Raw genomic sequence first — 24,550 nt, 5'->3', positions numbered from 1 at the left:
GTTAGTCGGTCGGAGCCGCACCCTGCGTCACCGGTATGACCGGCAACACCGTGTTGATCGCCTTCTTCCGCACGAGCTGCCGCCTCAGCACGACCAGGGCCGTGGCCAGCAAAGCGACGAGCACGGCGCTGATGAGGTAGTAGACGACCGCCGGAATGCTGAACAGGAGCGTGGCCAACGCCGTGAGCACCATCAACGGCAGGAACGCCGCCAACGGCCACATCTGGGTGCGCGGTGGCTCCAGCGACTGCAGCACGCCGTCCGCGCGTCCCTCCTCGGTGAGCTCGGCGACCTGCGCGACCTCGGGCAGTCCCGCAGCGCGGAAGAAGTCGGGGATCGCCTGGTGTGCGTTGTGGAAGTCGCGGATGCGTTCGAGCGGGCCCTTGCGGCTGGCCGGCGGCCACAGCGCGGTGAGCTTGTCGATCGCGTCGTACTGCCACTTCTCCTTCTCGCGCAGGTTGACGAGGCCCGCGGTCGAACGGTCGAAGAGCCTCCCGGCCGGACCCGACTGCTTGGCCTCCGCGGAGAGCGCCAGGACGGCCTCGCGCGAGCCCCACATCGTGGCGCGGCCGAGCGTCGTGGTGAAGAGGTAGAGCAGGGCCGCGGAGTCGTTCCACACGGCCAGCGCGGCGCCGCCCGCGATCTTGCGCACCCTGTTCGTCATGTACGCGGCCTCGCTGAGCTTGGTGCCCGGCGGAGGCAGCAGCACCGTGCCGGACTGCACAGGGACGAGCGCCGCGGGGCCCACGTTGCCGCTGTGCATGGCCTTTTGCAGCTCCGCGGCGTTCAACGGGGTCCAGATCAGCATTCTCACGCGCAACATCATTCCTCGTCGGCCGCGCGGGCCCAGGCCGACATGCCAAGGATGTCGCGTTCGGGGAACGGATCGCGGCGGCGCGAGCGGTGCACGGAGAAGGCGCCGTGTGCGACGGCGAACGGCAGCGCGAGCCCGCCGAGCACGAGCATCACCAACGTGAACGCGTCCGGGAAGACCCCTTCCTCCACGAAGAAGACGAAGACCACGAGCATGGCAAGCGCTGTCCCGACCTGGAGCGCGGCGACCTTCAGCGGGCCACCCGCGGTGAACGGCTTGCCCGGCGCTTCGGCCATGCCGTGCCGTTCGCCGAGGAGCGTTTCCCACCACTTCTTCTCGTGGTGCGGTACCGCGTCGTCGACCTCACCACCGTCGATCTTGACCATCGCGACGGCGTCCGCCGGATAGCCCGCGGCCTCCAGTGCGACCCGCAACGCGCCGAGGCCGTCGATCACGCCGTGTTCGCGCACGGCCTCGACCGCGTCGGTGAGCCAGCTCAAGCCGTCCGGCAGGCCTTTGGGCGGCGCCGGCTCGAAGGAGTCGTCAGGGCCGAAACGCCAGCCGCGGACCGTGCCGTCGAAGTAGACGATCCACGCGGTGCTCTCCGTCCACACCAGACCCACCCGCACACCGTTCACGATGCGCAGGTTGTCCAGCAACGTGCTGGAGGTGTGCGGATCCGGGCCGAGCACGAACGTGCCGTGCGGAACGGGCACGAGCAACCGCGGCCGGGCGAGTCGTCTGCTCAGCGCCGTCCGTGTCGACTCCGGGTCTGATGTGGTCCAGATGACCACACGCGGGGTGTGCACGATCGGGCATCTTGCCTGATCGTGCGCCCCCTCCCCCTGAACTCCCCCTAAACGGCGCGAGAAGGCGCGCCGGTCCAGTCATCCCCCATGACTGCGAACATGTTTCTTCACCCCCTGAAGAAACTCCGCACAGCGCTCCCCAGACCCACCACGTCGAGGTCGTGCGCGGCGTCGTGATCCTCGGCCGTGCCGTAGTTGCGGAGCTCTGCGTGTCGTTTGACGCCTATACAACGCACACGGTGCGGGATTAGTTGCAACGCTTCGGAAATTAGATGAGATGAAGTTCCCTCGAGGTACGGCTCCACCACCATGACGTCGGCGTGGTCGGTCTCCTCCACCGCCTTGCGCAGTCCGTCCGAGTCGAACGGTCGAATCGTGGCCGCATAAAGCACCGTGACGTCGGCGTTTTCCGAGTCGACCGCCTTGAGCACACGGTCGAGCATCGGCCCGACGGCGAGCACCACACCGCGTTTTCCGTGACGCAGCGCGGTGAATCCCTCACCCACCGGATACGCCTGGCTGTTCTCGTGCAGCGAAAGCCTGACGTAGACCCGGTTGTCGTCCTTGAGCGCCTGCCGCAGCAGTGGCGTGACCTCGTCCGGATGTCCGGGCACGTGCACGGTCCAGCCGGGCAGCGTGTCGAACAACGCCACGTCGCCAGGAGACTGGTGCGTGCGCCCCCACACCGGGTCGTCGTAGGACGCGCCGATGCTGACGAACACCGCGCCCACGTCCTGGTGCCCGATGTCGAGCTTGATCTGCTCGTACGGCCGCTCCACGAGGAACGGCGCGTAGCTGTGCACGACCGGCCGCAACCCGGCCAGCGCGAGCCCGCCCGCCACGCCGACCATGGTCTGCTCGCGGATCCCGACGTCCACGACGCGTTCGTTCTCCTGCGGGAACTCGTTGCTGGAGATCACGGCCGTCACCACCGCGATCCGCGGGTCGTTCTCGATCTCCTCGTTGACCGTCTTGATGAAGGCTTGGCGCATCGTCGTCATCAGTGGCTCTTCTCGATCTTGGCGACGACCGCGTACGGGCGGTCGTGCGGCGCGGTCAGTGCGGTGAAGATGGCCTCGTGGTCACGGCCGTCGATCTCGGCGGTCTGCCAGCCCTCGACGGCGAACCTGCTCGCGATACCACCGGGCCAGCCGTACATGGCGGACTGGTTGTCGATCACGATCGCGGTGAGGTTCGCAACCCCGAGCCGTGCCGCCACCGCGATCGCCTCGTGGTTGCTGCCCTCGTCCAGCTCACCGTCGCCGACCAGCACGAACGTGCGCCCCCTGCTCTTGCCGACCCGCTGCCCGATCGCCGTCCCGACCGCGATCGGCAGCCCGTGCCCGAGCGAGCCGCTGCTGATCTCCACACCGTTGACGAGAATCCGGTCGGGGTGCTGGCCGAGCGGGCTGTCCCACGACGTCCACTCGTCCAAAGTGGACTCGTCGATGAAACCCTTCTCCGCCAGCACCGCGTAGTAGGCCATCGGCCCGTGCCCCTTCGAGAGCAGGAACCGGTCGCGGTCAGGGTCGTCGACGGTGGCTGGCGTGACGTTGAGGACGCGGTCGTAGAGGACCCAGAGCACGTCGATCGTGGAGGCTGCCGCCCACTCGTGCTTCTCGTCCCCGGTCATCCTCGCGAAGAGCTCTGGTATCCGTTGCATGCCACCAACTGTTCAACCTCCACCATGCTGGAGGTCAAGCGGCTACCATGATCCCGTGAGCAAGTTGCCGGAAATGCTGACCATCGGCCAGGTGGCCGAACGCAGCGGTGTCCCCCACACAGCCCTGCGCTTCTACGAGGACAGGGGCCTGATCACCTCCGTCCGCACCGCGGGAAACCAGCGCCGCTACCACCGCTCGGTGCTGCGCCGCCTCGCGTTCATCCGCACCGCGCAACGCGTGGGCCTGACCCTCGAGGACGTCCGCGACGCCCTCGCCCAGCTCCCCGACAACCGCACCCCCACGAAGTCCGACTGGGAACGTCTCTCCCGCTCGTGGAAGTCGGAGCTCGACGCCCGCATCGACGCCCTGTACCGGCTGCGCGACCGGCTGACCGGATGCATCGGGTGCGGCTGCCTGTCGCTGCGCAGCTGTGCGTTGCAGAACATCGACGACGAGCAGGCTTCGAACGGGCCGGGGGCGCCGCGGCTCAAGCCTGTGATGGAGGGCGGCACGCTCTGACCTGCCGACGAATCCCCACCTGGCCTGCCGCCTGGCCTTCGCCAAACCTGCCGGCTAACCCCGTCAAACCCGGTCAAACCCGCCGCCCAGCCCCGCCAGAACCCAGCCACGCCGCCCAGTCCCCGCCCAGACCCACCGAACCCGCCACCTGGGGCCCGCCCACCGACGTCTGATCCAGCTGCCGGGCCCCAGATTCCGGCCAAGCCGCGCCGAGCCTCCGCCCAGCGCTCGCCGAACCGGGCCAGGCCCCGCCCGCCCGGTCCTCGTCCAATCCGCCGCCCAACCCGGCTAAACCGCGGCCGAACCCCGCCGCTCAGCCCCGCCAACCCGGCCGGACCCGCTGCCCAGCCCCTTGGCCAAATCCCCCGCCAAACCCGCCGCTCAGCCCCTCGCCAAATCCCCGCCAAACCCGCCGCTCAGCCCCCCGCCAAACCCCGCCGAACCTGCCGCTCGCCCCCTCCAACCCCAGCCAAACCCGGCCGAACCCGCGCTCAGCCCCTCGCAACCCCGCCAAATCCGCCGCCAGCCCGCCGAACCCTGCCGAATCCCGCCTGAACCGCCGCTGCGGCTCCACCCGAACCCCGCCGTCCAGCCTCGCTCAACCCGGCCGCCGGGCCCAAACGCCCTGCCATACCGCGCCACTCAGCCTCGCCCGACGCCCGCCGAACCCGACGCCGAGGCCTTGCCAAGCTCCAATCCACCGCCCTAGCCCGCCGCCAGGAACTCCCGCACCGCGTTCAGGTACCCGTCGGGCTCGTCGACGTGCGCCATGTGCCCCGCCTCCTCCAGCACGACGGCGCGCGCCCGCGGGATCAGCTCCAGCGTGGGCTCGACCAGGTCGACCGGGAACGTCATGTCCTGGCGCCCGTGCAGCAGGAGCACCGGGATGTCGAGCTCGGCGATCCGTTGCGCCGCATCGGGAAGCCGCGGCGACACCAGCGTCCCGGCCAGGAACGGCGCCAGCCACTGGGCGCCGAACCGTACTTCCTCCAGCCGGCGCAGGTAGCCGGGCATCGCCTCGGCGCGCCAGATGTTGGCGGGCGCCGACGCGAACGCCTCTGCTCGCGTACGCTCCTTGGGTGTCAGGTCCTGGCGCTGCCACGGGTCTTCCTGGCGGGCCAGGACCTCGTCGCGTTCCGTCCACCCGGCGAAGGCGTCCGGCGGCAACGGCAACACGCTGCTGCCCGACACGATCAGGCTGCGCACGCGTGACGGATGGGTGATCGCGAAGCGTTGCGCCACCATGCCGCCGTAGGAGTGGCCGAGCACGTCCGCGCGCTCGACGTCGAACGCGTCCAGCACTCGCAGCAGGTCTTGCATCAGGCCGTCCGGGTGGTACTCCTCTTCCGGTACGCGGCCCGACCTTCCGCAGCCGCGCAGGTCTGGCAGCAGCAGGCGGCAGTCCAGCCGTTCCAGGGGGTCGCGCAGGAAGCTGTGGTCCCAGTCGGGGCCGCCGTGGATCGCCAGCAGCGTCCGGTCCGCGGTTCCCTCCTGCCAGGCCACGAAGATCTCCGGCTCTCCTGGCACCAGCCGGTCACGCCACATCCTTTACCTGCCGTTCGTGGTTCAACATCGTCCACCCTTCCTCGATCCCACGTCCGCCCCCGCGTTCCTCATTTCTTGCGGGGCGAAGATGACCATGTTTTCCGGACACCTGACAGACGGCGTCAGGCATGAAATCTGGACAAGCTTCACCCGTTGGAGTGAGGCCTGCCTGCGGCGGCCAGCGCCATCGGCGACCTGCCGACGCGCCCCCTGGTGCTGGCCACACAGGACACCATCGAACCGCAAAATGAGGTGGACGCGCTGTGCTTTGCTGAAGGCCATGGAAGAAGACAGAATGATCCGCTTGTCCAAGCGGATGTCCAAGGCGCTGCGGCACAAGCCCGAGCGCGTCGGGCTCACCCTCGACCCGGCCGGTTGGGTGCCGGTGACCGATCTCCTGGACGCCCTCGGTGTTTCCGAGGAGGAGTTGCGCGAGGTTGTCGACCGCAACGACAAGAAACGCTTCACGATCGACGGCGACCGGATCCGGGCCAACCAGGGGCACAGCGTCGAGGTGGACCTCGGGCTGCCGACGGCTACGCCGCCGGACACGTTGTTCCACGGCACGGTCGCGCAGTTCCTCGACGACATCCTGCGCGACGGGCTGCGGCCGATGTCGCGCCACGACGTGCACCTTTCGCCCGACCGCGAGACTGCGCGCAGGGTCGGCGCGCGCCGTGGCCGGCCGTTGATCCTCACGGTGGACGCCAAGGCGATGAGCGCTGACGGCCACGAGTTCCGGCTCAGCGCCAACGGGGTCTGGCTGACCCGGCACGTTCCCGCGCAGTACCTTTCGGTGCCGTGAAAGAGATCGTCGAGACCGGCTACGACGCGATCGCGCGGACCTATCTCGCCTGGTCAGCGCAGATCGCCGACGATCCGCGCCTGCATTACCTCGACGAGTTCGACAGGCGGCTGGAGTCCGGCGCGAAGGTCCTCGAACTCGGCTGCGGCGCCGGTGTGCCGGTCACGCGGAAGCTCGCCGAACGGCACGACGTGCTCGGCGTCGACCTGTCCCGGCAGCAGCTCGACCTCGCCCGCGCCAACGTGCCCGGCGCGCGGTTCGAGAAGGCCGACATGACTGCGCTCGACTTTCCGGACGGCATCTTCGACGGTATCGCCGCGTTCTACTCGATCCTGCACGTGCCGCGCGCCGAACAGCCTGCGCTCATCGCGAGGATCACGCGCTGGCTGAAGCCCGGCGGGCTGTTCCTGGCCTCGCTCGGCACCGGCACGCCGGACGTCACCGAGACCTGGCTCGGCGTCGAGATGTTCTTCGGCAGCAACACTCCTGCCGAGAACCGTGAGCTCCTCGCCGAGCACATGGAGATCGTCATCGACGACCTGGTGACCATGCACGAACCGGACCCTGCCACGTTCCACTGGGTGCTCGCCCGCAGGTGAGGCGCGGCGCTAGACGAGCCAGAGGACCGCGCCGCCGACCGCTAGCACGAGCAGCACCAGCAGGATGATCGCCATGAACCTGGCGGTCTTCCACGTCGAGTAGACGCCACCGGCCAGAAAGCCCGCGAGGGCCAGCAGGCCGATGACGACGACTTCCTTCGGCATCAGAGCACGCCCTTGGTCGACGGGATGCCGCCGACGCGCGGGTCCGGTTCCACGGCCGCGCGCAGGGCACGCGCGATCGCCTTGTACTCGGCCTCGGCGATGTGGTGCGGGTCGCGGCCGTACTCGACGCGCACGTGCAGCGCGATCTGGGCGTGGAAGGCCAGCGACTCGAACACGTGCCGGTTCAGCACGAACGGGTAGTTGCCGCCGATCACGAACGAGTTGAACTGCTCCGGCTCGCCGCGGTGCACGGTGTACGGGCGGCCGGAGACGTCCACCGCGGCGTGCGCGAGGGTCTCGTCCATCGGGATCCAGCAGTCGCCGAAGCGGCGGATGCCCTTCTTGTCGCCCAGCGCTTCCCGCAGCGCCTGACCCAGCACGATCGCGATGTCCTCGACCGAGTGGTGGGCGTCGATCTCGACATCACCGGTGGCGCGGACGATCAGGTCGAAGCAGCCGTGCACGCCGAACGCGGTGAGCATGTGGTCGTAGAACGGCACGCCGGTGCTGATCTCGACCTTGCCGGTGCCGTCCAGGTCGATCTCGACGTAGACCGACGACTCCTTGGTGGTGCGCTCCACCTTGCCAACGCGACTCACCGGCTGACCTCCTTGCTGGCCGCGAGGAAAGCGTCGTTCTCCTCGGGCGTTCCGATGGTCACCCGCAGGTGACCCGCGATTCCGACGTCCCTGATGAGCACGCCGTGGTCCAAATAGGACTTCCAGACCTCGCGCGCGTTCTCGAACCAGCCGAACAGCACGAAGTTCGCGTCCGAGGGCACGACCTGGAAGCCCATGCCCGTCAACGCCGCCACCACGCGGTCGCGTTCGGCGGCCAGCTTCGCCACCGAGCCCAGCGTCTCGGCGGCGTGCCGCAGCGACGCCCGCGCGGCCGCCTGCGTCAACTGCGACAGGTGGTACGGCAACCGCACCAGCTGCAGAGCATCGACCACGGCCGGCGCGGCGGCGAGATAGCCCAGCCGCCCGCCCGCGAACGCGAAGGCCTTCGACATCGTGCGCGAGACGATCAGCCGCGAGCCGTACTCGTCCAGCAGCCCGATCGCGCTCTCCTGCGACGAGAACTCCGCGTACGCCTCGTCCACGACGATCATGCCCGAGGTGGACGCGATCAGCAGGCGCAGGTCCTCCAGCGGGATCGACTGCCCGGTCGGGTTGTTCGGCGACGTCACGAACACGACGTCCGGCCGCGTCTCGGCGATCACCGCCGCGGCCTTCTCCACGTCCAGCGAGAAGTCGGGACGGCGCGGCGTCGGCGACCACTCCGTGCGCGTGCCGGCGGCGATGATCGGGTGCATCGAGTACGACGGCTCGAAGCCCAGCGCCGTCCGCCCCGGCCCGCCGAACGCCTGCAGGATCTGCTGGAGGATCTCGTTGGACCCGTTGGCGGCCCACACGTTCTCGGCGGTGAGCGTGACCGACGTCGACTCGGTCAGGTACGCCGCCAGGTCCTCGCGCAACGCCACCGCGTCCCGGTCCGGGTACCGGTGCAGCTCACCGGCGATCTCCGCCACCGCGGCGACCACGTCAGCGGCCAGCGCATCAGTCGGCGCGTACGGGTTCTCGTTGGTGTTCAAGCGGTACGGCACGTCGAGCTGCGGCGCACCGTAGGGCGTGCGACCTCGCAGATCCTCGCGCAGGGGCAGATCGGACAGCTCCACCCGCGCGCCGACGACTGGCTTCATCGAGCGAACCTCGCTGTGACGGCCTGCCCGTGCGCGGGCAGGTCTTCGGCGTTGGCAAGCACGACGACCTTGTCCGCGACCTCGCGCAGTGCTTCCCGGGAGTAGTCGATCACGTGGATGCCGCGCAGGAACGTCTGCACGGACAACCCGGACGAGTGCCGCGCGCAGCCACCCGTGGGCAGCACGTGGTTCGAGCCGGCGCAGTAGTCGCCGAGCGACACCGGCGAGTACGCGCCCACGAAGATCGCGCCGGCGGACCGGATCCGCCCCGCCACCTCGTGCGCATCCCGAGTCTGGATCTCCAGGTGCTCGGCGGCGTAGGCGTTGACGACCCGGACTCCTTCGTCCACAGAGGACACCAGGACGCACCCGGACTGCTTGCCGCCCAGCGCCGTGCGGATCCGCTCGACGTGCTTGGTGGCACCGATCTGGCGCTCCAGCTCGACGTCCACGGCGTCGGCCAGTTCGACGGAGTCGGTCACGAGCACCGACGCCGCGAGCGGGTCGTGCTCGGCCTGGCTGATCAGATCGGCTGCCACGTGCGCCGGGTCGGCGGTCGAGTCGGCGAGGATCGCGATCTCGGTGGGCCCCGCCTCCGCGTCGATGCCGATCAGACCGCGCAGCAGCCGCTTGGCCGCAGCCACGTAGATGTTGCCGGGACCGGTGACGACGTCGACAGGAGCCAGCTCACCGCCGTCGGTGTCCACGCCGCCGTACGCCATCAGCGCCTGCGCCTGCGCGCCGCCCACGGCCCACACCTCGTCGACGCCGAGCAGCGCGGCGGCCGCCAGGATCGCCGGGTGCGGCAGGCCACCGAACTCGGCCTGCGGCGGCGAGCACACCACCAGCGACTCGACACCGGCGATCTGCGCGGGCACGACGTTCATGACCACGGTCGACGGGTACATGGCCAGACCACCCGGCGCGTAAAGACCGACGCGCGCGACCGGCACCCACTTCTCCGTGACGGTGCCGCCGGGCACGACCTGCGTCGTCGTGTCGGTGCGGCGCTGGTCTGCGTGCACGCGGCGGGTGCGCGTGATCACCTCTTCCAGCGCCTCGCGCACGGCCGGGTCCAGCGAGGACAAAGCGGACGAAATCGCCGAAGCGGGCACACGGACAGAAGCGGGACGAACGCCGTCGAACTTCTCCGTGTACTCGAGAACCGCCTCGACGCCACGAGCCGCGACCGCGTCCACGATCGGACGCACCTGATGCAGCGCGACGTCCACGTCCATCTCGGCGCGCGGCACGGCGGCGCGCAGCTGAGCGGGAGTCGTGGTGCGACCTCGCAGGTCGATGCGGCTGAGCATGCCTTACAGGGTAGTTCCTGCCGAATTCTGTCAACGGTCAGCCCGCTAACGGCGCTACCTCTGCCTGTTACCGCACGGCCACGCTCGGTTGCGCACCACTCCGTCGCAAACCCCTGCTGATGATGGAGGAAAGATGTTCAGCAAGAGCCGCGGCAAGATCGCCGCAGTGCTCGCAATCTGCCTGCCCGTGCTGGTCGCGGGCATGGCGACACCCAGTGCCGCCGACTCCGGCCGCTATCTGCTCGAAGTCACCGCGAACACCTCGGCCGAACGCACCCAGATCGCCGAGATCGGTGTCGACGTGCTCGGTGCGACCAAGCTCACCACGGTCTCGGTGGTCGCGGACAAGTCCCAGTACAAGGCCCTGCAGGCGACCGGTCTGCCGATCAAGTACGTCGGCGACTTCGAGCAGCAGCTCAAGAGCCTCGGCAAGGTCGACTTCAAGGACCCGCAGCCCGGTCAGGTCGGCACCCAGGACTTCCCGTCCGGCTACACCGGCTACCACAACTTCGCGGAGATGACCGCGGAGCTGCAGCAGACGGTCCGCGACCACCCGAGCCTCACGAGCATGCGCAGCATCGGCAAGAGCTTCCAGAACCGGGACATCTGGGCACTCAAGCTCAGCGACAACGTGGCCTCCGACGAGAGCGAGCCGGAGGTGCTGTTCGTCTGCGGCCAGCACGCCCGTGAGCACCTGACCGTCGAGCAGTGCCTGCAGATCATCAAGCGCTACACCGACAACTACGCCACCCCGGCGATCAAGAACCTGGTCGACAGCCGCGAGGTCTGGATCGTCCCGATGATGAACCCGGACGGCGCCGAGTACGACATCGCGACCGGCTCGTTCCGCGGCTGGCGCAAGAACCGCCAGGGCAACGGCACCGACCTCAACCGCAACTGGGGTTACAAGTGGGGCTGCTGCGGCGGCTCGAGCGGCAGCTCGACGTCGGACACCTACCGCGGCACCGCGGCGTTCTCCGCGCCGGAGACCGCCCGCATCCGCGACTTCGTGAACTCGCGCGTGGTCGGTGGCACCCAGCAGATCAAGACGTTCATCGACTTCCACTCGTTCTCGGAGCTCGTGCTGTGGCCGTACGGCTACACCAAGGCGGACACCGACACCGGCCTCAACGCGGACGAGGCGCGCGCGTTCCAGACGCTCGGCCGGCAGATGGCCGCCACCAACGGCTACACGCCGGAGCAGGCGAGCGACCTGTACATCACCGACGGCACCAGCGACGACTGGATGTGGGGCCAGCACAAGATCTGGGCCTACACCTTCGAGCTGTACCCGAGCAGCGGCGGCCTCAACGGCTTCTACCCGCGCGACACGGTCATCGCGGCGCAGACCGCCCGCAACGACCGTGCCGTCGACCTGTTCCTGAGCTACTCCGACTGCGTGAAGCGGGTCATCGGGCAATCCTGCTGATCCGTTCCAGCGCCTGACCGATCTCCTCAGGAGTGACGAAGTAGTGCGGGGAGGCCCGCACTACTTCGTCCAGGCCACGCCTCGTCATGTCGATCCGCGTCGAGCCGGCCTGCGACACGGTGACCGCCACGCCGAGGTCCCACAGCCGGTCCTTCAGCTCCAGCGCCGGCACCCGATCCGACGTGAAGGTGACGATGCCCGACTGTCGCACGCCGAGATCGCGCACGGTGATGCCGGGAATGGCCCGCAGACCCTCCCGCAAACGCTTGGCACGGTCGGCGACCTCGGCTTCGATGACGTCGAGGCCCATCTCCAGCGCGTAGCGCGCGGCCGCGATCAGGCCGAGCCGGTCGGCGATGCTGCACTCCCACAGCTCGAACACCCGAGCGTCGTCACGCAGCCGGTACTCCAGGGGCCCGGTCCACTCGCCGCTGTGCAGGTCCACCAGACGTGGGTGGAGCCTTTCGCGCACCTCGTCGCGCACGACCAGAGCGCCCGTACCGCGCGGTCCGCGCAGCCACTTGCGGCCGGTGCACGCCAGCATGTCGTACTCGAGCCCGCGCAGGTCGAGCTGCCCCGTCGACTGACAGGCGTCGAGCAACACCAGCGCACCGACCTCGTGGGCCGCCGCAGTCACTTCATTCACGGGGTTGACCAAGCCGCCGTTCGTCGGCACGTGGACGAGCGAGATCAGCTTGACCCGGTTGTCAAGGTGCAGAGCGTCGAGATCGACCTGGCCGTGGATGTCGGAAGGAACGACCTCGACGATCGCCCCGGTCTCCGCCGCTCGGCGCAGAACCGGGATCGCATTGCCACCGTATTCGGCCTCGGTGACAAGAATTCTGTCTCCGGCTTCCAGTGGCACCGCGTCGAACGCCGCCAACCATGATCGAGTTGCACTGTCCGTGAACGCGACCTCGGACGGGTGACACCCGAAGAACTCGGCGAGGACGCCGTAGCCCGCCTCCAGGTCGTCTCGGCGTTCGGCGGCGGCACGGTAGCCACCGATCTCGGTTTCCCGTTTCAGATGGCCGATCACCTCGTCCACAACCGGGGCTGGCGGGATCGACGAACCGGCGCTGTCCAAGAAGATCAGGTCGCTCACTCGCACAACTGTGCCACCATCAGGTGCATGGGGGTTCGCTCGTTCGGGTACAGCGCGCAAGTCCGGCCGTTCTTGTGGGTGTTCCTCGTGCTGACGCCGTTGGAGATCCTGCTCGTCGACCTGCTGGTGCCGTGGTTCTGGCTGCGGGCCGTGCTGCTCGTGTTCGGGTTGCTGAGCGGATTGTTGCTCGGCTGGATGCTGTGGATGCTCTACAAGTTCAAGCACGAGATCGACGACGAGCACCTGTGGCTGCGGTACGCGCGCGAGTTCGAGTACCGGATTCCGCTGGCGGCCATCGAAAGCGTCACGCAGGGCATGACCAGCCGGTCGCTCAACAAGACGCGGTCCGTTGTGGACGGAACGCTCGTGCTGGAGATCTCCAACTCCACCAACGTCTCCGTGCGGTTGAACAAGCCGCAGGAGATCGATCTCGGCCGGCGCGGCGTGCACGAGGTGACGAAGATCGAGTTCTGGACCGACAGCCCCGACGAGATGGTGCGCGCGCTGCGGAAATAGGCTCCGCCACATGGTGGAGATCCCCTACGGCAAGCGCATGAGGCCGCGGTACTGGCGGTTCCTGATCATCACGGCGGTCGGGGTCGCGTTGGTCGCGTTCGCCCTGGACATCCCGTGGTTGCTCATCACGCTGATCGTGCTCGGCGTGCTGAACACCATCGTCTGCGCGGGCGCTCTCTACGTGCTGCACCGCCAGCCGCACACCGTCACCGACGACGAGCTGCGACTTCGTCAGCTGGGGTTCTTCGACTGGCGCATCCCGACCGCGGACCTCGGCGCCGCGCAGGTCACCGAGCGCATCCACAAGGGGCAGCGCAGCGTCGAGGTGATCGGCGACGCGCTCGTCATCCAGTCGCTGACCAAGACCAACGTGTCCGTGCCGTTCCGCGAGCCGCAGCTCGTGGACCTCGGCAAGACCGGCGCGCGGCGGGTGAAGCGCGTCGAGTTCTGGGCGGACGACCCGGAACGCGCCGTCCGCGAGATCAACTCCAGGACTACTTAGGTTCCCACTTGTCGAGGTTCCACCACGGGCCCCAGGCGAGCGCGCCGTAGGAGTTCGGGTCGACCACGGCCTGGTAGCCGTTCCACGAGTCGCGCATGACGTACGCGTGCTCGGGGAAGACCAGCACGGCCATCGACGGCACCGCGATGAACGCCTGCTGGAAGAGCTTGTACGCCACCGCCCGTTGCGCCGGGTCGATGAGCTTGCGACCGTTCTCCAGCGCCGCGTCGGCGGCCGGGCTGCCCTGGCCGCGCAGGTCGTAGAGCATCAGGTCCGGGTCGAACGGGGAGCCCTCGCCGTAGAGCAGCGCGTCCTGGCCCATGCGCGGCCGGATCGCCTCCCACGACAGCCCGGCGAGCTGCACGTCCACGCCGACGGCCTTGGCATCCGCCGCGAACGCCGTGGCGAGGTCTGCGCGCAGGTCGTCGCCGAGCGGGTACATCAGCGTGAACCGGGCGGGCACACCTTCCCTGACGCGGATTCCGTCCGCGCCGGCGACCCAGCCCGCCGCGTCGAGCTGCCGGGCGGCCTCGGTCTTGTCGAAGCGGAACTTGGCGGTCGGGTCGAACTCCTCCGCCAGCGCGTCCGGCACCGGCGTGTAGGCGATCGTGCCCTTGCCGTCGAGGAGGCTGTCGATCATGCCCTGGCGGTTCGCGGCGTAGTTGAGCGCGAGGCGGATGCCGGCGTTGCCCGTCACCGGGTTCGCCGCGGGCAGCCGCACGGCGCGGTAGTCGGCGCTGCGGTGGTACTGGACGAGCAGCCCGGACCTGCCGGAGAACTGCCCCGCGATCTTGGGCGGCAGGACGGTGCCGTCGAACTCGCCGTCCTGCATGCGGCGGGCGCGCTGGTTGTCGTCGGTGACGAACACGACGGTCAGCTTCTTGATCTTGGGCGCACCGTCGAAGTAGCTCTCGTTGGCGTCCAGCAGCAGCCGGTCGCCCTTCTTCCACTCGGTGACCTTGTACGGGCCGGTGCCGACGGGCTGGCCGTTCGGGTTGGCCTGCTCGCTCGGGAGGATGCCCAGCACCAGCAGGTGCGGGAAGGCGGCGTGCTGCTGGTTGAGGGTGAAGCGGACCGAGGAGGGGGTGACCTGCTCGACGCTCTTGAGCGTGCTGAACCTGTCCTTGACCGGGTTCTGCAGCGCCGCGGTGTAGGTGGCGACGACGTCCTCGGCGCCGAACACGCTGCCGTCGGTGAACTTCACGTCACCGCGCAGCTTCACCGTCCAGCTCAGCCCGTCCGCAGCCGGTTCCGGCAGGTCGGCGGCGAGCTGCGGCTTGAGCGACCCGTCCTGGCGGTGCTCGACGAGCCCGTCGTAGATCTTCGACACGCCCTGCGCGCCGTAGCCGAGCAACGGGTTCAGCGTGGCCGGCTCGTCGCGGTCGGCGAGCACGATCGACGTGCCGTTCGAGCCACCGTCCGGGCGGGGCGGCGCGGTCTCGGTGCAGCCCGCGACGGCCAGCAACACGACGAGAAGCAGTGGGAAACGCACGGTTCCGGACCCTACAGTGATCCTCATGCGCATCGCTGTGAGCCAGATCAGCTCGACGACGGACCCCCGGTCCAACCTGGAGCTCGTCCGCGACGCGGTGCGCCGGGCCGACGGCGCGCGGGTCGTCCTGCTGCCCGAGGCGACGATGTGCCGCTTCGGAGTGCCGCTCGGTCCCGTCGCGGAGCCGCTGGACGGTCCGTGGGCTTCCGCGGTGCACGAGATCGCCGCTTCGCACGACGTCGTGGTGGTGGCGGGCATGTTCACGCCGTCCGGCGACCGCGTGACGAACACGATGCTGGTGACCGGGCCCGGCATCCACCTCGGCTACGACAAGATCCACCTGTTCGACGCGTTCGGGTTCCAGGAGTCGCGCACGGTCGCCCCCGGTTCGTCACCCGTCGTCTTCGAACTGGACGGCGTCACATTGGGCGTCGCCACCTGCTACGACATCCGCTTCCCAGAACTGTTCCGCGCGCTGGCGGACAAGGGCGCGTCGGCGGTGCTCGTCGGGGCGTCGTGGGGTGCAGGGCCGGGCAAGAAGGAGCAGTGGGAACTGCTGGTGCGCGCGCGTGCCCTGGACTGCACGTCCTGGGTGGTGGCGTGCGGGCAGGCCTACCCCGGCGACCTGGGCTCGTCCGCGCCGACCGGGATCGGCTACTCCACGGTCGCGGACCCGTTCGGCAACGTGGCTCTGCAGCTGTCCGACAAGCCGGAGGTCGCGGTCGCGGAAATTGATCCGGGCGCAACGGAACAAGCACGCTCGGTACTGCCGGTGCTGGCGAACCGACGGCTACGTTGATCTCATGCGCATCGTTTCGGCCGTGGTGGCCGCTTTGCTGTTGTTCTCCGGCGTCGCCTCGGCCACGCCTTCGCGCGGGGTGACGGCGCGCGAGATCGCCAAGTGGTCGGCCGCAGGCAACGACTACGTCATCCGCGAGATCACCGTCGCCGCCGGTGGCAGCACCGGCTGGCACCACCACGACGGCACTCTGTACGCCGTCGTCAAGAAGGACGTGCTGACGCGGACCATGTCCGACTGCACCACCTCGTTCGTGCACCACCGCGGTGACACGGTGATCGAGGAGCCCCATCACGTGCACATCGGGCGCAACCTCGGTACCGAGCCGATGGTGTTGCAGGTGCTGTACGTGAACCCGGCCGGCACACCGCTGTCGCGCGACGAGCCGAATCCGGGTTGTTCGTTCGAGTGAGCTTGACCTCCAGCCAGGTCGAGATCACAGGATCTGGGGCATGACTCTTCCCGTCCTGCCCCAGTTCGTCCGCAGCCGCACCGACCTCGACGGCTACCGGCTCTACCGCCGCAGCTACCCGAGCCGCGGACGCCAGGTCGGTTGCGTCGTGCTCGTCACGGTCGACACCGAGGACGAGGCCACCGCACGGGCGTGGGTCGACTCGGTGTTCGTGGCGCTGGCCAGCGAGCCGAACCCGCATCCCGGCGGCATCACCGCCGCCTTTCACATCCGTGACGACGGCAAGCGCGTCATCAACTACGCGGAATGGGTCAGCGCGCAGGATCACGTCGACGCCGTGTCGGGCGGCAACGGTGTGGGCTCACGCACCGCGGACTGGCGCCGGGTGCAGAACTTTCCCGGCGTCCAGCACGTCAGCGTGGAGCGGTACCAGCCGCTAGCGAAGGTCCAGGCCGAGGTCGAGTGACGGGCTGGAGTGCGTGAGGCCACCGACCGCGAGGTAGTCCACCCCGGTCTCGGCATACCGGCGGGCCACGTCCAGCGTCAGCCCGCCGGACGCCTCCAGCTTCACCTTCTCCGGCCTCCTGGCAACCGCCTCGGCGCACTGCTCCGGCGTGAAGTTGTCCAGCAGCACCAGTTCCGCACCCTCGGCGATCGCCTCGTCGAGCTGCTCCAGGCTGTCGACCTCGACCTCCATCAGCAGCTCCGGCGCGTGCGCACGAGCGGCTCGGATCGCGGCGCCCACCGAACCCGCCGCGGCGACGTGGTTGTCCTTGATCAGGATCGCGTCGCCGAGGCCCATGCGGTGGTTCACGCCGCCGCCGCAGCGGACGGCGTACTTCTGCAGCAAACGCAAGCCCGGCAGCGTCTTGCGGGAGTCGCGGACGAAGGCGCCGGTGCCCTCGACGGCATCGACCCAGCGCGCCGTCTGAGTGGCGATGCCGGACAGGTGGCAGATCAGGTTGAGCGCGGTGCGTTCGACGGTGAGCAGGCCTCGGGTCGGGCCGGTCAGCACCAGCGCGGGCTCGCCGGGTACCGCCTTGTCGCCGTCGGCGGCCTCGGACAGCACCTCGACCTCGGGCAGGTAGCGCTGGAAGGCCGCGCGTGCAATGGAAACGCCGCACAGCACGCCGCCGGAACGAGGCGTGATCTCGGCGGTCGCCACCGCCTTCTCCGGCACGGTCGCCAGGGTGGTGGCGTCCAGGCCGTAGCGGAGGTCCTCTTCCAGGGCGAGCTGGATGACCCGGTTCGCGTCGTCCCAGTCGATGGTCATGCGACACCCTCCGCCAGAACAGGATCGGCCAGCACGGGCTGACCGGTCGGGGTGAGCCGGACGAGCTGGCTGCGTTGCCACGAGCCGGAACGCTCGACGTGGTCGGTGCGGACGTGGCAGCCGCGCGACTCGGTGCGTTCGGCGGCGGCGGCGATCAGGGCGCGGGCGGCCAGGGTCAGTGCCGCGTCCTCGACCAGTTCGCGCGACTCCAGCTGCTTGTCCACAGTGGACACATCGAGCACCGAGCCGACGACGGCCAGGCCCTCGGCGTCGCGGCCGATCGCGGCGTAGCGCGACATCACGCGCTGGAGCAGGTCGCGGTCGGCGACCGGGGCCGTGGGCAGGGAGACGTCGGACGCACGAGCCGGTGCGATCAGACCCAGCGCCAGGTCGGACGCCACGGCCTCGGCGGCGCGCGTACCGCAGACCAGGCCTTCGAGCAGGCTGTTGGACGCCAGGCGGTTCGCGCCGTGCAGGCCCGTGCGAGCGACCTCGCCGACGGCGTACAGACCGGTGACGCCGGTGCGGCCGTCGACGGACGAAACCACGCCACCGCAGGCGAAGTGGGCAGCGGGAGCGACGGGAATCGGGTCCACCGCCGGGTCGACGCCCACGGACACGCAGGCCGCGTAGACGGTCGGGAAGCGGGAAGCCATGTCGTGCAACGACGTCGCGTCCAGGAAGACGTGGTCGTCGACGCCACCGGGCTCCTGAGCCATGTGCCGGGTGATCGCGGCCGCCACGACGTCGCGCGGGGCAAGATCCTCCAGCGGGTGCACGCCCTTCATCACGCGGGCGCCGGTCGCGTCGACCAGCACGGCACCCTCGCCGCGCACGGCTTCGGTGACGAGCGGGCAGCGGCCACGTGCGCCGCGGCCCGTGTACAGCACGGTCGGGTGGAACTGGATGAACTCGACGTCCGCAGCCAGGGCACCGGCGCGCAACGCGAGGGCGAGGCCGTCACCCGTTGCGACAGAAGGGTTCGAGGTCGCCTGGTACATCTGGCCGATGCCCCCGGTCGCCAGCAGCACGGCCGGCGCGGTCAGGACACCGGGCACGCCGTTGCCGTCGAGCACCAGCAGTCCGCCCACAGCACCCAACGGCGTCTTCACCGTGTCGACCGCGACGTGATTCTCCAGCAGGGGAACCCGTCCGTCCACAGTGGCCTTGAGCAGCGCGCGTTCGACCTCGGCGCCGGTCGCGTCACCGCCGGCGTGCACGACGCGGAACGCGCTGTGGCCGCCTTCGCGGGTCCGCTCCAGCAGGCCGTCGGGCTTGGCGTCGAACACCGCACCGCGTTCCCGCAGCCGGGCCACCGCCGCCGGCCCGTCCGAGATGATCGCCGAGACCGCGGCCTCGTCGCAGAGGCCCGCGCCCGCCGTCAGCGTGTCCTCGATGTGCCGCGCGACCGAGTCGCCGGGGTCGTGCTGGTCCTCCATGACCACCGCGACGCCGCCCTGGGCCCAGCGGGTGTTGCCGTCGTCGCCCGCCGCCTTCGTGACGACGAGGACCCGCAACCCCAGCTCACGGGCACGCAGCGCGGCGGTCAGGCCCGCCACGCCCGTGCCGGCCACGATCAGGTCGGCCCGCGCCTCCCAGCGCGCGGCCATCACTCACCGCCGCCGGGCTTGCCGATCTCGATCATCCGCTGCACCGCGCCCTGGGCACGACGAGCGGTCTCCAGGTCCACGTGCACCTCGTCCAGCCCGTCGCGCACGCAACGCAGCAGCGCGGCCGGGGTGATCATCTTCATGTAGGTGCAGGACGCGCGGTCGTTGACGGCGCGGAAGTCGATCTCGGGGGCCGCCTTGCGCAGCTGGTGCAGCATGCCGACCTCGGTCGCGACGAGCACCTTGCGGGCGTTCGTCGACCGCGCGGCGGTGATCATGTCGCCGGTCGAGAGGATCTTGACCTTCTCCGACGGCACGATGCCCTCGCCCGACAGGTACAGCGCCGACGTCGCGCAGCCGCACTCCGGGTGGATGAACAGGTCGGCGTCGGGGTTCGCGGCGGCGCGCTCGGCCAGCTCGGGACCGTTGATGCCGGCGTGGACGTGGCACTCGCCCGCCCAGATGTGCAGGTTCTCGCGGCCGGTCTCACGCTTGACGTGCGCGCCCAGGAACTGGTCCGGGCAGAACAGCACCTCGCGGTCGGCCGGGATCGAGCGCACCACGTCGACGGCGTTGGACGACGTGCAGCAGATGTCCGTCTCCGCCTTCACCTCGGCCGTGGTGTTCACATAGGACACGACGACCGCGCCGGGGTGCTGCGCCTTCCACTCGCGCAGCTGCGCGCCGGTGATGGAGTCGGCGAGCGAGCAGCCCGCGCGCTCGTCCGGGATGAGCACGGTCTTCTCGGGCGCCAGGATCTTCGCCGTCTCGGCCATGAAGTGGACGCCGCAGAAGATGATGGTCTGCGCGTCGGACTGGGCCGCGATGCGGGAAAGCGCCAGCGAGTCGCCGGTGTGGTGGGCGATGTCCTGGATCTCGGGCAGCTGGTAGTTGTGCGCCAGGATGACGGCGTCACGTTCCTTCGCGAGCCGCAACACCTCGTCGCGCCACGCGGCGTCCGGCTCGACGCCACCGAACACACCTGACGCGGTTCGCTCCACAGTTGCGGTAGCGACCATGACTGCCTCCTCGGTCCAGGGTTTTCGCCTACTGGTCGAAAACGTCGCCGATAGTATCAGCCGAGTGGCGGGCGTGGGACACGAAGTTCTGGCAGCTGTGCTGCGGGTGAGAGGTGCGTCACTCCAGGTCATGCTGTGGGAGCGCGCACGGGAGCCGCACGCTCACCGCTGGTCGCTGCCGGGTGGCGGCCTGCGGGCGGACGAGGACGTGGAGACCTCCATCCGCCGTCAGCTGGCCGAAAAAGTCGATGTGCGACAACTGTCACACGTCGAGCAGCTCGCGGTCTTCAGCGCCCCGGACCGCGTGCCGGCGCCCCGCGTCGTCGCGACGGCGTTCCTCGGACTGGTCCCCTCGGACGTCGATCCGGAGGTTCCGGCGGACACCGAGTGGCACTGCGTGGACACGCTCCCCCTGATGGCGTTCGACCACGCCGCGATCGTGCATCGAGCACGGCACCGGCTCGCCGCGAAGCTGTCGTACACGAACCTCGGCTTCGCCTTGGCACCACCGGAGTTCACCATCTCCCTGCTGCGCGACCACTACTCCGCCGCGCTGGGCTACCGGGTGTCCGCGACGAACCTCCAGCGGGTCCTGTCACGCCGGATGCTGCTGGAACCGACAGGTGGCACCGCTCCCCCCGGCCCGTCCGGAGGCCGCCCCGCCGCCCTCTTCCGGTTCAGCGCCAAGGGAATCAAGGTGACCGATCCGTTCGCCGTGCTGAGGCCGCCCGGATCCGGCCGTCCGGCGGGCGGGAGTGGCACCCCGTAACGTGGACGCGTGGCCGAGACGCTTCCGCTCTTCCCCCTGGGCACGGTGCTGTTGCCGGGGGCGTCTTTGCCGCTGCACATCTTCGAGCCGCGCTACCGCCAGCTCGTCGTCGACCTGATGACGGGCTCGCTGTTCGGCCGCACGTTCGGTGTCGTGTGCATCAAGGAGGGCTGGGAGGTGGGCGCCGACAACGTGCGCTCCCTGCAGGACATCGGCTGCTCGGCCGACCTGCTGGACGCCCGGCCGCTGCCGGAGGGCCGGTTCGACATCGTCACGCGCGGCGTGAAGCGGTTCCGCCTGCTCGACGTCGACTCGACGACCGCGCCCTACCTGCTCGCCCACGTCGACTACCTGGACGACGCCCCCGTGCCCGAGGCGGCACTGGAGGTCGTGCCGATCCTGGAACGCGGGGCCCGCGCGGCCCACGAGCGGTACTGCGGGGCCGCCTGGCACCGCGAGGACTGGTCCTCGCCCGCGGAGGACGTCGACCTGGGCGCGCTGTCGTACCTGCTGGCGGCGGACTGCCTGCTGCCGGTGGAGGATCGGCAGCGGTTGCTGGAGGAACGGTCGCCGGCACGGCGCCTGCGGCTGGTCCGGCGGATGCTGCACCGGGAGACCGGGATTCTGAGCGCGTTGAAGGCGGTTCCAGTACCGCTCACCGAGTTCGGGCACGTGCCGAACCCGAACTAGGCGCCGAGGAAGCCTTTGAGCGCGGGAACGAGCAGCCGGGGGCTCTCAGTCGCGCTGAAGTGATGGGCTCGGTCGACGAGGATCTTCTCGGCGTGCGGCAGCAGATCGGCGAGCGCGTACAGGCCGCCCGTGAGGTAGCTCGGCGACCAGGTGCCGCCGATCAGCAGCACGTGGCCGCGCAACGCCCCGAAGCGCGTGAGGTTCGCGCTGCCCTCCTCCACGATTCGGAGGTCGTGGCGCACGGTCGGCAGACCCTCCAAAAGGTCCTTCCCCTCCTCTGCCACCATCTTGCGGACCGCCCTGACGAGGACCCAGCGCGGCGCCAGCCGCAGCATGACCCGCAGCCAGAGCGGCCCGAGCCCGAGCCCCTTGGTGATCGTGACCACCGCCTCGGGATGCCGTCCCGCCTCCACCTCCTGCTCGAACCGTGCGAGCACCCCGCCCTTGTGCTTCGCCAGGTCGATCGGCGGCTCGTAGGCGACGACGTGGGTGATGCCGGGCAACCGCAGGGTCGCTTCCAGCGCGATCACCGCACCGGAGCTGACGCCGAGCAACCGCTGGGCACCGGTGGCGTCCAGGACAGCCCTGACGTCCTCGACCTCGGTGCGAAGACCGTGGCCCGCCCGGTGCGGCCCGCTCTCACCGCGGCCCCGGCGGTCGAGGACGTGGACGGTGAAGTCGTTCGCGAGCGCTTCCGCCAGCTCCCGGAAGTCGCCTGCGCCCTCCATCGGGCCGGGGATGACGAGCACACCAGGGCCTCTGCCCGTGGTCCGGCAACCGATGGTGGTGCCGTCCACCGAGGTGATCATCGTGGTTCCCCTTTGGTCCATGCTCTCCGAACGCCTGCACCCGGACGGATTGTTGAGCCGCGTTCGCCTCAGGTCCATCAAGACCAGCCTGGAGCAACGGTCGTCGGATCGTTGAATTGTGGCCTTGTGGGATTGTTGAACAATCCTTACTCTGAGTCCCACATCACACCCAAGTACTCCTCCACCACGCTGCGAGGTGTCCCATGAGCACGACCACGACCGAGGACACAGGCCGTTTCGCCTGGTTCCGCAGTCTCGGCCAGAAGGGCAGGCGCGCCTTCATCGGCGCGTTCGGCGGCTACGGGCTGGACTCGTACGACTACTGGGTCCTGCCGCTGAGCCTGGTCGCGATCACCGGCTACTTCGGCCTCACCAAGGCGGAGGCGGGCCTGCTCGGCACGTCCACCCTGCTGATGAGCGCCATCGGCGGCGCGGTGGCGGGCGTCATGGCCGACAGGTTCGGCCGTTCCAAAACGCTGATCATCACGGTCGCGGCGTACGCGTTCTTCACCGTGCTGTGCGGTTTCGCGACGAACTACGAGACGCTGCTGGTCTTCCGCGCCCTGCAGGGACTCGGGTTCGGCGGCGAGTGGGCGGCCGGGGCGATCCTCGTGGCCGAGTACTGCAAGCCGAAGTACCGCGGCCGCACGGTGGCGTTCATCCAGAGCGCGTGGGCGGTCGGGTGGGGTCTCGCCGTCATCGTCAACACGCTGGTCGCCTCGCTGGCCGACCCGGCGTGGTCGTGGCGGATCATGTTCTGGACGGGCGCGCTGCCCGCGATCCTCATCTTCTACGTGCGCCGCAACGTCGACGACGCGCCCGAGGCCAAGGCGCAGACGAACCAGAAGGGCACGTTCCCTAAGATCTTCCAGGGCCCGATCCTCAAGACGACGCTGTTCGCGGCGCTGCTCGCCACCGGTGTCCAGGGCGGCTACTACACGCTCGCGCAGTGGCTGCCGCTGTTCCTGCAGACCGGGCGCGGGCTGACGATCATCGGCACCGGCGGCTACCTCGCGTTCCTCATCAGCGGCGCGTGGATCGGGTACGTCAGCGGTGGCTATCTCACGGACTACCTGGGGCGCAAGAAGACGTTCACGCTGTTCGCGGTCGCGAGCGCGCTGCTGATCGTGGCGTACACGCAGATTCCCAACGGTGCCAACACGTTGGTGATGTTCCTCGGCTTCCCGCTCGGGTTCTGCATGAGCGCGATCTTCAGCGGGTTCGGCAGCTACCTGTCCGAGCTCTACCCCACGGCACTGCGGGGCACCGGGCAGGGCTTCACGTACAACCTCGGGCGCGCGTTCGGCGCGGTGTTCCCCGGCGTCGTCGGGTTCATGGCCGACAAGATGGGCATCGGCGGTGCGATGCTGTTCGGTGCGGCGGCGTACGGGATCGCGGTCATCGCGCTGCTCTGGCTGCCGGAGACGGTGAACAAGGAGCTGGAATGACGACAGCGGGCAAGGCACCGGGACAGGCGCAGGCCAACCTGATCGCCATCCCCAGGGACTGGGCGTACGACTTCCTGCTCTTCACCCACCGCAACCCCAAACCGTGCCCGGTGCTCGACGTCCTGGACGCGGGCGAGACGGTCAGCGCGCTCAAGCAGGACGCGGACGTCCGCACCCACGCACCGCGCTACCGGATCTGGGAGCACGGCGAGCTCGTGGCGGAACCCGAGAACGCGACCGAGTACTGGCGCGACGACCTGGTGACGTTCCTCATCGGCTGCAGCTTCACGTTCGAGACCGCGCTCGAAAGCGCGGGAGTGCCGCTGCGGCACGTGGATCAGCACAAGAACGTCTCCATGTTCGTCACGGACATCCAGTGCAGGCCTGCGGGAAGGCTCCACGGGCCGATGGTCGTGTCGATGCGCTGGATTCCGGAGTCCCTTGTGGACATCGCCCACAAGGTGACGGCGCTGATGCCGTCCGTGCACGGGGCTCCGGTCGGCGCGGGAGATCCGCGGATGCTGGGGATCGACGACATCCACCGGCCCGACTTCGGCGACACCGTCACGCCGGAACCCGGTGACGTGCCGGTGTTCTGGGCGTGCGGCGTGACTCCGCAGGCGGTGCTGATGAAGTCAAAGCCGCCGTTCGCGATCACGCACGCGCCGGGTCAGATGTTCGTGACCGACATGCCGGACTTCGCCTACAGAGTCGGCTGACGCGCTCACGCTTCTGGGAATGT

The 24,550-nt window shown here is 69.3% G+C and carries 28 protein-coding genes; 13 read left to right on the top strand and 15 right to left on the bottom strand.

Going from position 1 to position 24,550, the window contains the following annotated elements:
* Position 1 precedes the first annotated feature (1 nt).
* The 4 genes from ABFX45_RS37175 to ABFX45_RS37160 all read right to left on the bottom strand — a co-directional run bounded on the left by ABFX45_RS37175 (position 2) and on the right by ABFX45_RS37160 (position 3,286).
* Positions 2-814 carry a hypothetical protein gene (locus tag ABFX45_RS37175; protein ID WP_346135255.1) on the bottom strand — a complete coding sequence of 271 codons (813 nt, stop codon included), beginning with the start codon at positions 812-814 and terminating at the stop codon, positions 2-4.
* An 8-nt stretch (positions 815-822) separates the two neighbouring features.
* Positions 823-1,623: a hypothetical protein gene (locus tag ABFX45_RS37170; RefSeq protein WP_346135254.1), complete on the bottom strand. Its 801-nt coding sequence runs from the start codon at positions 1,621-1,623 to the stop codon at positions 823-825.
* Between the two features lie 107 nt (positions 1,624-1,730).
* On the bottom strand, positions 1,731-2,624 hold the full coding sequence (locus tag ABFX45_RS37165; protein WP_109633515.1) for a transketolase family protein: 894 nt from the start codon (positions 2,622-2,624) through the stop codon (positions 1,731-1,733).
* Positions 2,624-3,286, bottom strand: coding sequence for a thiamine pyrophosphate-dependent enzyme (locus ABFX45_RS37160; protein WP_346135252.1), 663 nt, complete (start codon positions 3,284-3,286; stop codon positions 2,624-2,626). The genes ABFX45_RS37165 and ABFX45_RS37160 overlap by 1 nt, the downstream gene beginning before the upstream one ends.
* A gap of 73 nt (positions 3,287-3,359) precedes the next feature.
* Between ABFX45_RS37160 and soxR the strand changes: the two genes are divergently transcribed.
* Entirely contained in the window at positions 3,360-3,806 is a 447-nt protein-coding gene (soxR, locus tag ABFX45_RS37155) for a redox-sensitive transcriptional activator SoxR (RefSeq protein ID WP_233439397.1), read from the top strand.
* Between the two features lie 705 nt (positions 3,807-4,511).
* On the opposite strand, the gene ABFX45_RS37150 is transcribed toward soxR, so the two are convergent.
* Positions 4,512-5,351, bottom strand: a complete 840-nt coding sequence (locus ABFX45_RS37150; RefSeq protein WP_346135249.1) for an alpha/beta fold hydrolase — start codon at positions 5,349-5,351, stop codon at positions 4,512-4,514.
* Between the two features lie 280 nt (positions 5,352-5,631).
* On the opposite strand from ABFX45_RS37150, the gene ABFX45_RS37145 reads away from it, so the two are divergent.
* Both ABFX45_RS37145 and ABFX45_RS37140 read left to right on the top strand, forming a co-directional pair.
* Positions 5,632-6,156 carry an RNA 2'-phosphotransferase gene (locus ABFX45_RS37145; RefSeq protein ID WP_112230049.1) on the top strand — a complete coding sequence of 175 codons (525 nt, stop codon included), beginning with the start codon at positions 5,632-5,634 and terminating at the stop codon, positions 6,154-6,156.
* Entirely contained in the window at positions 6,153-6,755 is a 603-nt protein-coding gene (locus tag ABFX45_RS37140; RefSeq protein WP_346135247.1) for a class I SAM-dependent methyltransferase, read from the top strand. The genes ABFX45_RS37145 and ABFX45_RS37140 overlap by 4 nt, the downstream gene beginning before the upstream one ends.
* Before the next feature lie 9 nt (positions 6,756-6,764).
* On the opposite strand, the gene ABFX45_RS37135 is transcribed toward ABFX45_RS37140, so the two are convergent.
* The 4 genes from ABFX45_RS37135 to hisD are packed head-to-tail and all read right to left on the bottom strand — an operon-like array spanning position 6,765 to position 9,935.
* Complete coding sequence (locus ABFX45_RS37135) at positions 6,765-6,920, bottom strand: hypothetical protein (RefSeq protein WP_346135245.1); 156 nt, start codon at positions 6,918-6,920, stop codon at positions 6,765-6,767.
* Positions 6,920-7,519 carry an imidazoleglycerol-phosphate dehydratase HisB gene (gene hisB, locus ABFX45_RS37130; protein ID WP_109633525.1) on the bottom strand — a complete coding sequence of 200 codons (600 nt, stop codon included), beginning with the start codon at positions 7,517-7,519 and terminating at the stop codon, positions 6,920-6,922. Before hisB ends, ABFX45_RS37135 begins: the two co-directional genes overlap by 1 nt.
* Positions 7,516-8,622, bottom strand: coding sequence for a histidinol-phosphate transaminase (locus ABFX45_RS37125; protein ID WP_109633528.1), 1,107 nt, complete (start codon positions 8,620-8,622; stop codon positions 7,516-7,518). The genes hisB and ABFX45_RS37125 overlap by 4 nt, the downstream gene beginning before the upstream one ends.
* Positions 8,619-9,935 (bottom strand): histidinol dehydrogenase, encoded by a 1,317-nt coding sequence (gene hisD, locus ABFX45_RS37120; protein WP_346135242.1) that lies wholly within the window; start codon positions 9,933-9,935, stop codon positions 8,619-8,621. Before hisD ends, ABFX45_RS37125 begins: the two co-directional genes overlap by 4 nt.
* A 133-nt stretch (positions 9,936-10,068) precedes the next feature.
* On the opposite strand from hisD, the gene ABFX45_RS37115 reads away from it, so the two are divergent.
* Positions 10,069-11,364 (top strand): M14 family metallopeptidase, encoded by a 1,296-nt coding sequence (locus tag ABFX45_RS37115; protein ID WP_346135240.1) that lies wholly within the window; start codon positions 10,069-10,071, stop codon positions 11,362-11,364.
* Here the strand turns inward: ABFX45_RS37115 and ABFX45_RS37110 are convergent.
* Positions 11,345-12,469, bottom strand: coding sequence for an aminotransferase class V-fold PLP-dependent enzyme (locus tag ABFX45_RS37110; protein WP_346135238.1), 1,125 nt, complete (start codon positions 12,467-12,469; stop codon positions 11,345-11,347). The genes ABFX45_RS37115 and ABFX45_RS37110 overlap by 20 nt on opposite strands.
* 27 nt (positions 12,470-12,496) lie before the next feature.
* Here ABFX45_RS37110 and ABFX45_RS37105 point away from each other — a divergent pair, with 27 nt between their 5' ends.
* On the top strand, positions 12,497-12,985 hold the full coding sequence (locus ABFX45_RS37105; protein ID WP_233439288.1) for a hypothetical protein: 489 nt from the start codon (positions 12,497-12,499) through the stop codon (positions 12,983-12,985).
* 10 nt (positions 12,986-12,995) lie between these two features.
* On the top strand, positions 12,996-13,487 hold the full coding sequence (locus ABFX45_RS37100; protein WP_109633537.1) for a hypothetical protein: 492 nt from the start codon (positions 12,996-12,998) through the stop codon (positions 13,485-13,487).
* On the opposite strand, the gene ABFX45_RS37095 is transcribed toward ABFX45_RS37100, so the two are convergent.
* The gene (locus ABFX45_RS37095) at positions 13,480-14,979 is read right to left on the bottom strand and encodes an ABC transporter substrate-binding protein (protein ID WP_346135236.1); all 1,500 of its coding nucleotides are present in this window, start codon (positions 14,977-14,979) and stop codon (positions 13,480-13,482) included. The two genes, ABFX45_RS37100 and ABFX45_RS37095, sit on opposite strands and share 8 nt — an antisense overlap.
* A gap of 25 nt (positions 14,980-15,004) precedes the next feature.
* Between ABFX45_RS37095 and ABFX45_RS37090 the strand changes: the two genes are divergently transcribed.
* From ABFX45_RS37090 to ABFX45_RS37080, 3 genes are read left to right on the top strand one after another with little or no spacing between them, the layout of a single operon-like run.
* Complete coding sequence (locus ABFX45_RS37090; RefSeq protein ID WP_346135235.1) at positions 15,005-15,778, top strand: carbon-nitrogen hydrolase family protein; 774 nt, start codon at positions 15,005-15,007, stop codon at positions 15,776-15,778.
* Between the two features lie 4 nt (positions 15,779-15,782).
* Positions 15,783-16,190, top strand: a complete 408-nt coding sequence (locus tag ABFX45_RS37085; protein ID WP_346135233.1) for a cupin domain-containing protein — start codon at positions 15,783-15,785, stop codon at positions 16,188-16,190.
* 40 nt (positions 16,191-16,230) lie between these two features.
* Positions 16,231-16,656 (top strand): antibiotic biosynthesis monooxygenase, encoded by a 426-nt coding sequence (locus ABFX45_RS37080; protein ID WP_112229684.1) that lies wholly within the window; start codon positions 16,231-16,233, stop codon positions 16,654-16,656.
* Here ABFX45_RS37080 and nadC read toward each other — a convergent pair.
* Genes nadC through nadA form a run of 3 tightly spaced genes read right to left on the bottom strand, consistent with a single transcriptional unit; the run spans position 16,627 to position 20,092 of the window.
* Entirely contained in the window at positions 16,627-17,463 is an 837-nt protein-coding gene (gene nadC / locus ABFX45_RS37075; RefSeq protein ID WP_109633547.1) for a carboxylating nicotinate-nucleotide diphosphorylase, read from the bottom strand. The genes ABFX45_RS37080 and nadC overlap by 30 nt on opposite strands.
* On the bottom strand, positions 17,460-19,073 hold the full coding sequence (locus tag ABFX45_RS37070) for an L-aspartate oxidase (RefSeq protein ID WP_346135231.1): 1,614 nt from the start codon (positions 19,071-19,073) through the stop codon (positions 17,460-17,462). The genes nadC and ABFX45_RS37070 overlap by 4 nt, the downstream gene beginning before the upstream one ends.
* On the bottom strand, positions 19,073-20,092 hold the full coding sequence (gene nadA / locus ABFX45_RS37065; protein ID WP_346135229.1) for a quinolinate synthase NadA: 1,020 nt from the start codon (positions 20,090-20,092) through the stop codon (positions 19,073-19,075). The genes ABFX45_RS37070 and nadA overlap by 1 nt, the downstream gene beginning before the upstream one ends.
* Positions 20,093-20,192: 100 nt before the next feature.
* On the opposite strand from nadA, the gene ABFX45_RS37060 reads away from it, so the two are divergent.
* Positions 20,193-20,861, top strand: a complete 669-nt coding sequence (locus ABFX45_RS37060) for an NUDIX hydrolase (RefSeq protein WP_109635095.1) — start codon at positions 20,193-20,195, stop codon at positions 20,859-20,861.
* 9 nt (positions 20,862-20,870) lie between these two features.
* Positions 20,871-21,551 (top strand): LON peptidase substrate-binding domain-containing protein, encoded by a 681-nt coding sequence (locus tag ABFX45_RS37055; RefSeq protein WP_109633554.1) that lies wholly within the window; start codon positions 20,871-20,873, stop codon positions 21,549-21,551.
* Here ABFX45_RS37055 and ABFX45_RS37050 read toward each other — a convergent pair.
* Entirely contained in the window at positions 21,548-22,360 is an 813-nt protein-coding gene (locus ABFX45_RS37050) for an alpha/beta fold hydrolase (protein WP_346135227.1), read from the bottom strand. The genes ABFX45_RS37055 and ABFX45_RS37050 overlap by 4 nt on opposite strands.
* A gap of 203 nt (positions 22,361-22,563) precedes the next feature.
* Between ABFX45_RS37050 and ABFX45_RS37045 the strand changes: the two genes are divergently transcribed.
* Both ABFX45_RS37045 and ABFX45_RS37040 read left to right on the top strand, forming a co-directional pair.
* On the top strand, positions 22,564-23,808 hold the full coding sequence (locus ABFX45_RS37045; protein WP_109633558.1) for an MFS transporter: 1,245 nt from the start codon (positions 22,564-22,566) through the stop codon (positions 23,806-23,808).
* Positions 23,805-24,527: a putative hydro-lyase gene (locus ABFX45_RS37040; RefSeq protein ID WP_109633561.1), complete on the top strand. Its 723-nt coding sequence runs from the start codon at positions 23,805-23,807 to the stop codon at positions 24,525-24,527. Before ABFX45_RS37045 ends, ABFX45_RS37040 begins: the two co-directional genes overlap by 4 nt.
* Positions 24,528-24,550: the final 23 nt, after the last annotated feature.

It is taken from the genome of Lentzea roselyniae, from assembly GCF_039537795.1.
In the GTDB taxonomy this organism is placed as follows: Bacteria; Actinomycetota; Actinomycetes; order Mycobacteriales; family Pseudonocardiaceae; genus Lentzea; species Lentzea atacamensis.
This window is presented reverse-complemented; position numbering and strand designations above follow the sequence as displayed.

Excerpts from the sequence above, each read along its gene's own strand:
- hisD (WP_346135242.1), bottom strand. The coding sequence starts at position 9,935 with ATGCTCAGCCGCATCGACCTGCGAGGTCGCACCACGACTCCCGCTCAG.
- ABFX45_RS37135 (WP_346135245.1), bottom strand. The coding sequence starts at position 6,920 with ATGCCGAAGGAAGTCGTCGTCATCGGCCTGCTGGCCCTCGCGGGCTTT.
- ABFX45_RS37150 (WP_346135249.1), bottom strand. The coding sequence starts at position 5,351 with ATGTGGCGTGACCGGCTGGTGCCAGGAGAGCCGGAGATCTTCGTGGCC.
- nadA (WP_346135229.1), bottom strand. The coding sequence starts at position 20,092 with ATGGTCGCTACCGCAACTGTGGAGCGAACCGCGTCAGGTGTGTTCGGT.
- ABFX45_RS37115 (WP_346135240.1), top strand. The coding sequence starts at position 10,069 with ATGTTCAGCAAGAGCCGCGGCAAGATCGCCGCAGTGCTCGCAATCTGC.
- nadC (WP_109633547.1), bottom strand. The coding sequence starts at position 17,463 with ATGACCATCGACTGGGACGACGCGAACCGGGTCATCCAGCTCGCCCTG.
- ABFX45_RS37045 (WP_109633558.1), top strand. The coding sequence starts at position 22,564 with ATGAGCACGACCACGACCGAGGACACAGGCCGTTTCGCCTGGTTCCGC.
- ABFX45_RS37100 (WP_109633537.1), top strand. The coding sequence starts at position 12,996 with ATGGTGGAGATCCCCTACGGCAAGCGCATGAGGCCGCGGTACTGGCGG.
- ABFX45_RS37125 (WP_109633528.1), bottom strand. The coding sequence starts at position 8,622 with ATGAAGCCAGTCGTCGGCGCGCGGGTGGAGCTGTCCGATCTGCCCCTG.
- ABFX45_RS37040 (WP_109633561.1), top strand. The coding sequence starts at position 23,805 with ATGACGACAGCGGGCAAGGCACCGGGACAGGCGCAGGCCAACCTGATC.
- ABFX45_RS37160 (WP_346135252.1), bottom strand. The coding sequence starts at position 3,286 with ATGCAACGGATACCAGAGCTCTTCGCGAGGATGACCGGGGACGAGAAG.
- ABFX45_RS37050 (WP_346135227.1), bottom strand. The coding sequence starts at position 22,360 with ATGATCACCTCGGTGGACGGCACCACCATCGGTTGCCGGACCACGGGC.
- ABFX45_RS37165 (WP_109633515.1), bottom strand. The coding sequence starts at position 2,624 with ATGACGACGATGCGCCAAGCCTTCATCAAGACGGTCAACGAGGAGATC.
- ABFX45_RS37070 (WP_346135231.1), bottom strand. The coding sequence starts at position 19,073 with ATGGCCGCGCGCTGGGAGGCGCGGGCCGACCTGATCGTGGCCGGCACG.
- ABFX45_RS37080 (WP_112229684.1), top strand. The coding sequence starts at position 16,231 with ATGACTCTTCCCGTCCTGCCCCAGTTCGTCCGCAGCCGCACCGACCTC.
- ABFX45_RS37090 (WP_346135235.1), top strand. The coding sequence starts at position 15,005 with ATGCGCATCGCTGTGAGCCAGATCAGCTCGACGACGGACCCCCGGTCC.
- ABFX45_RS37085 (WP_346135233.1), top strand. The coding sequence starts at position 15,783 with ATGCGCATCGTTTCGGCCGTGGTGGCCGCTTTGCTGTTGTTCTCCGGC.
- ABFX45_RS37145 (WP_112230049.1), top strand. The coding sequence starts at position 5,632 with ATGGAAGAAGACAGAATGATCCGCTTGTCCAAGCGGATGTCCAAGGCG.
- ABFX45_RS37105 (WP_233439288.1), top strand. The coding sequence starts at position 12,497 with ATGGGGGTTCGCTCGTTCGGGTACAGCGCGCAAGTCCGGCCGTTCTTG.
- soxR (WP_233439397.1), top strand. The coding sequence starts at position 3,360 with ATGCTGACCATCGGCCAGGTGGCCGAACGCAGCGGTGTCCCCCACACA.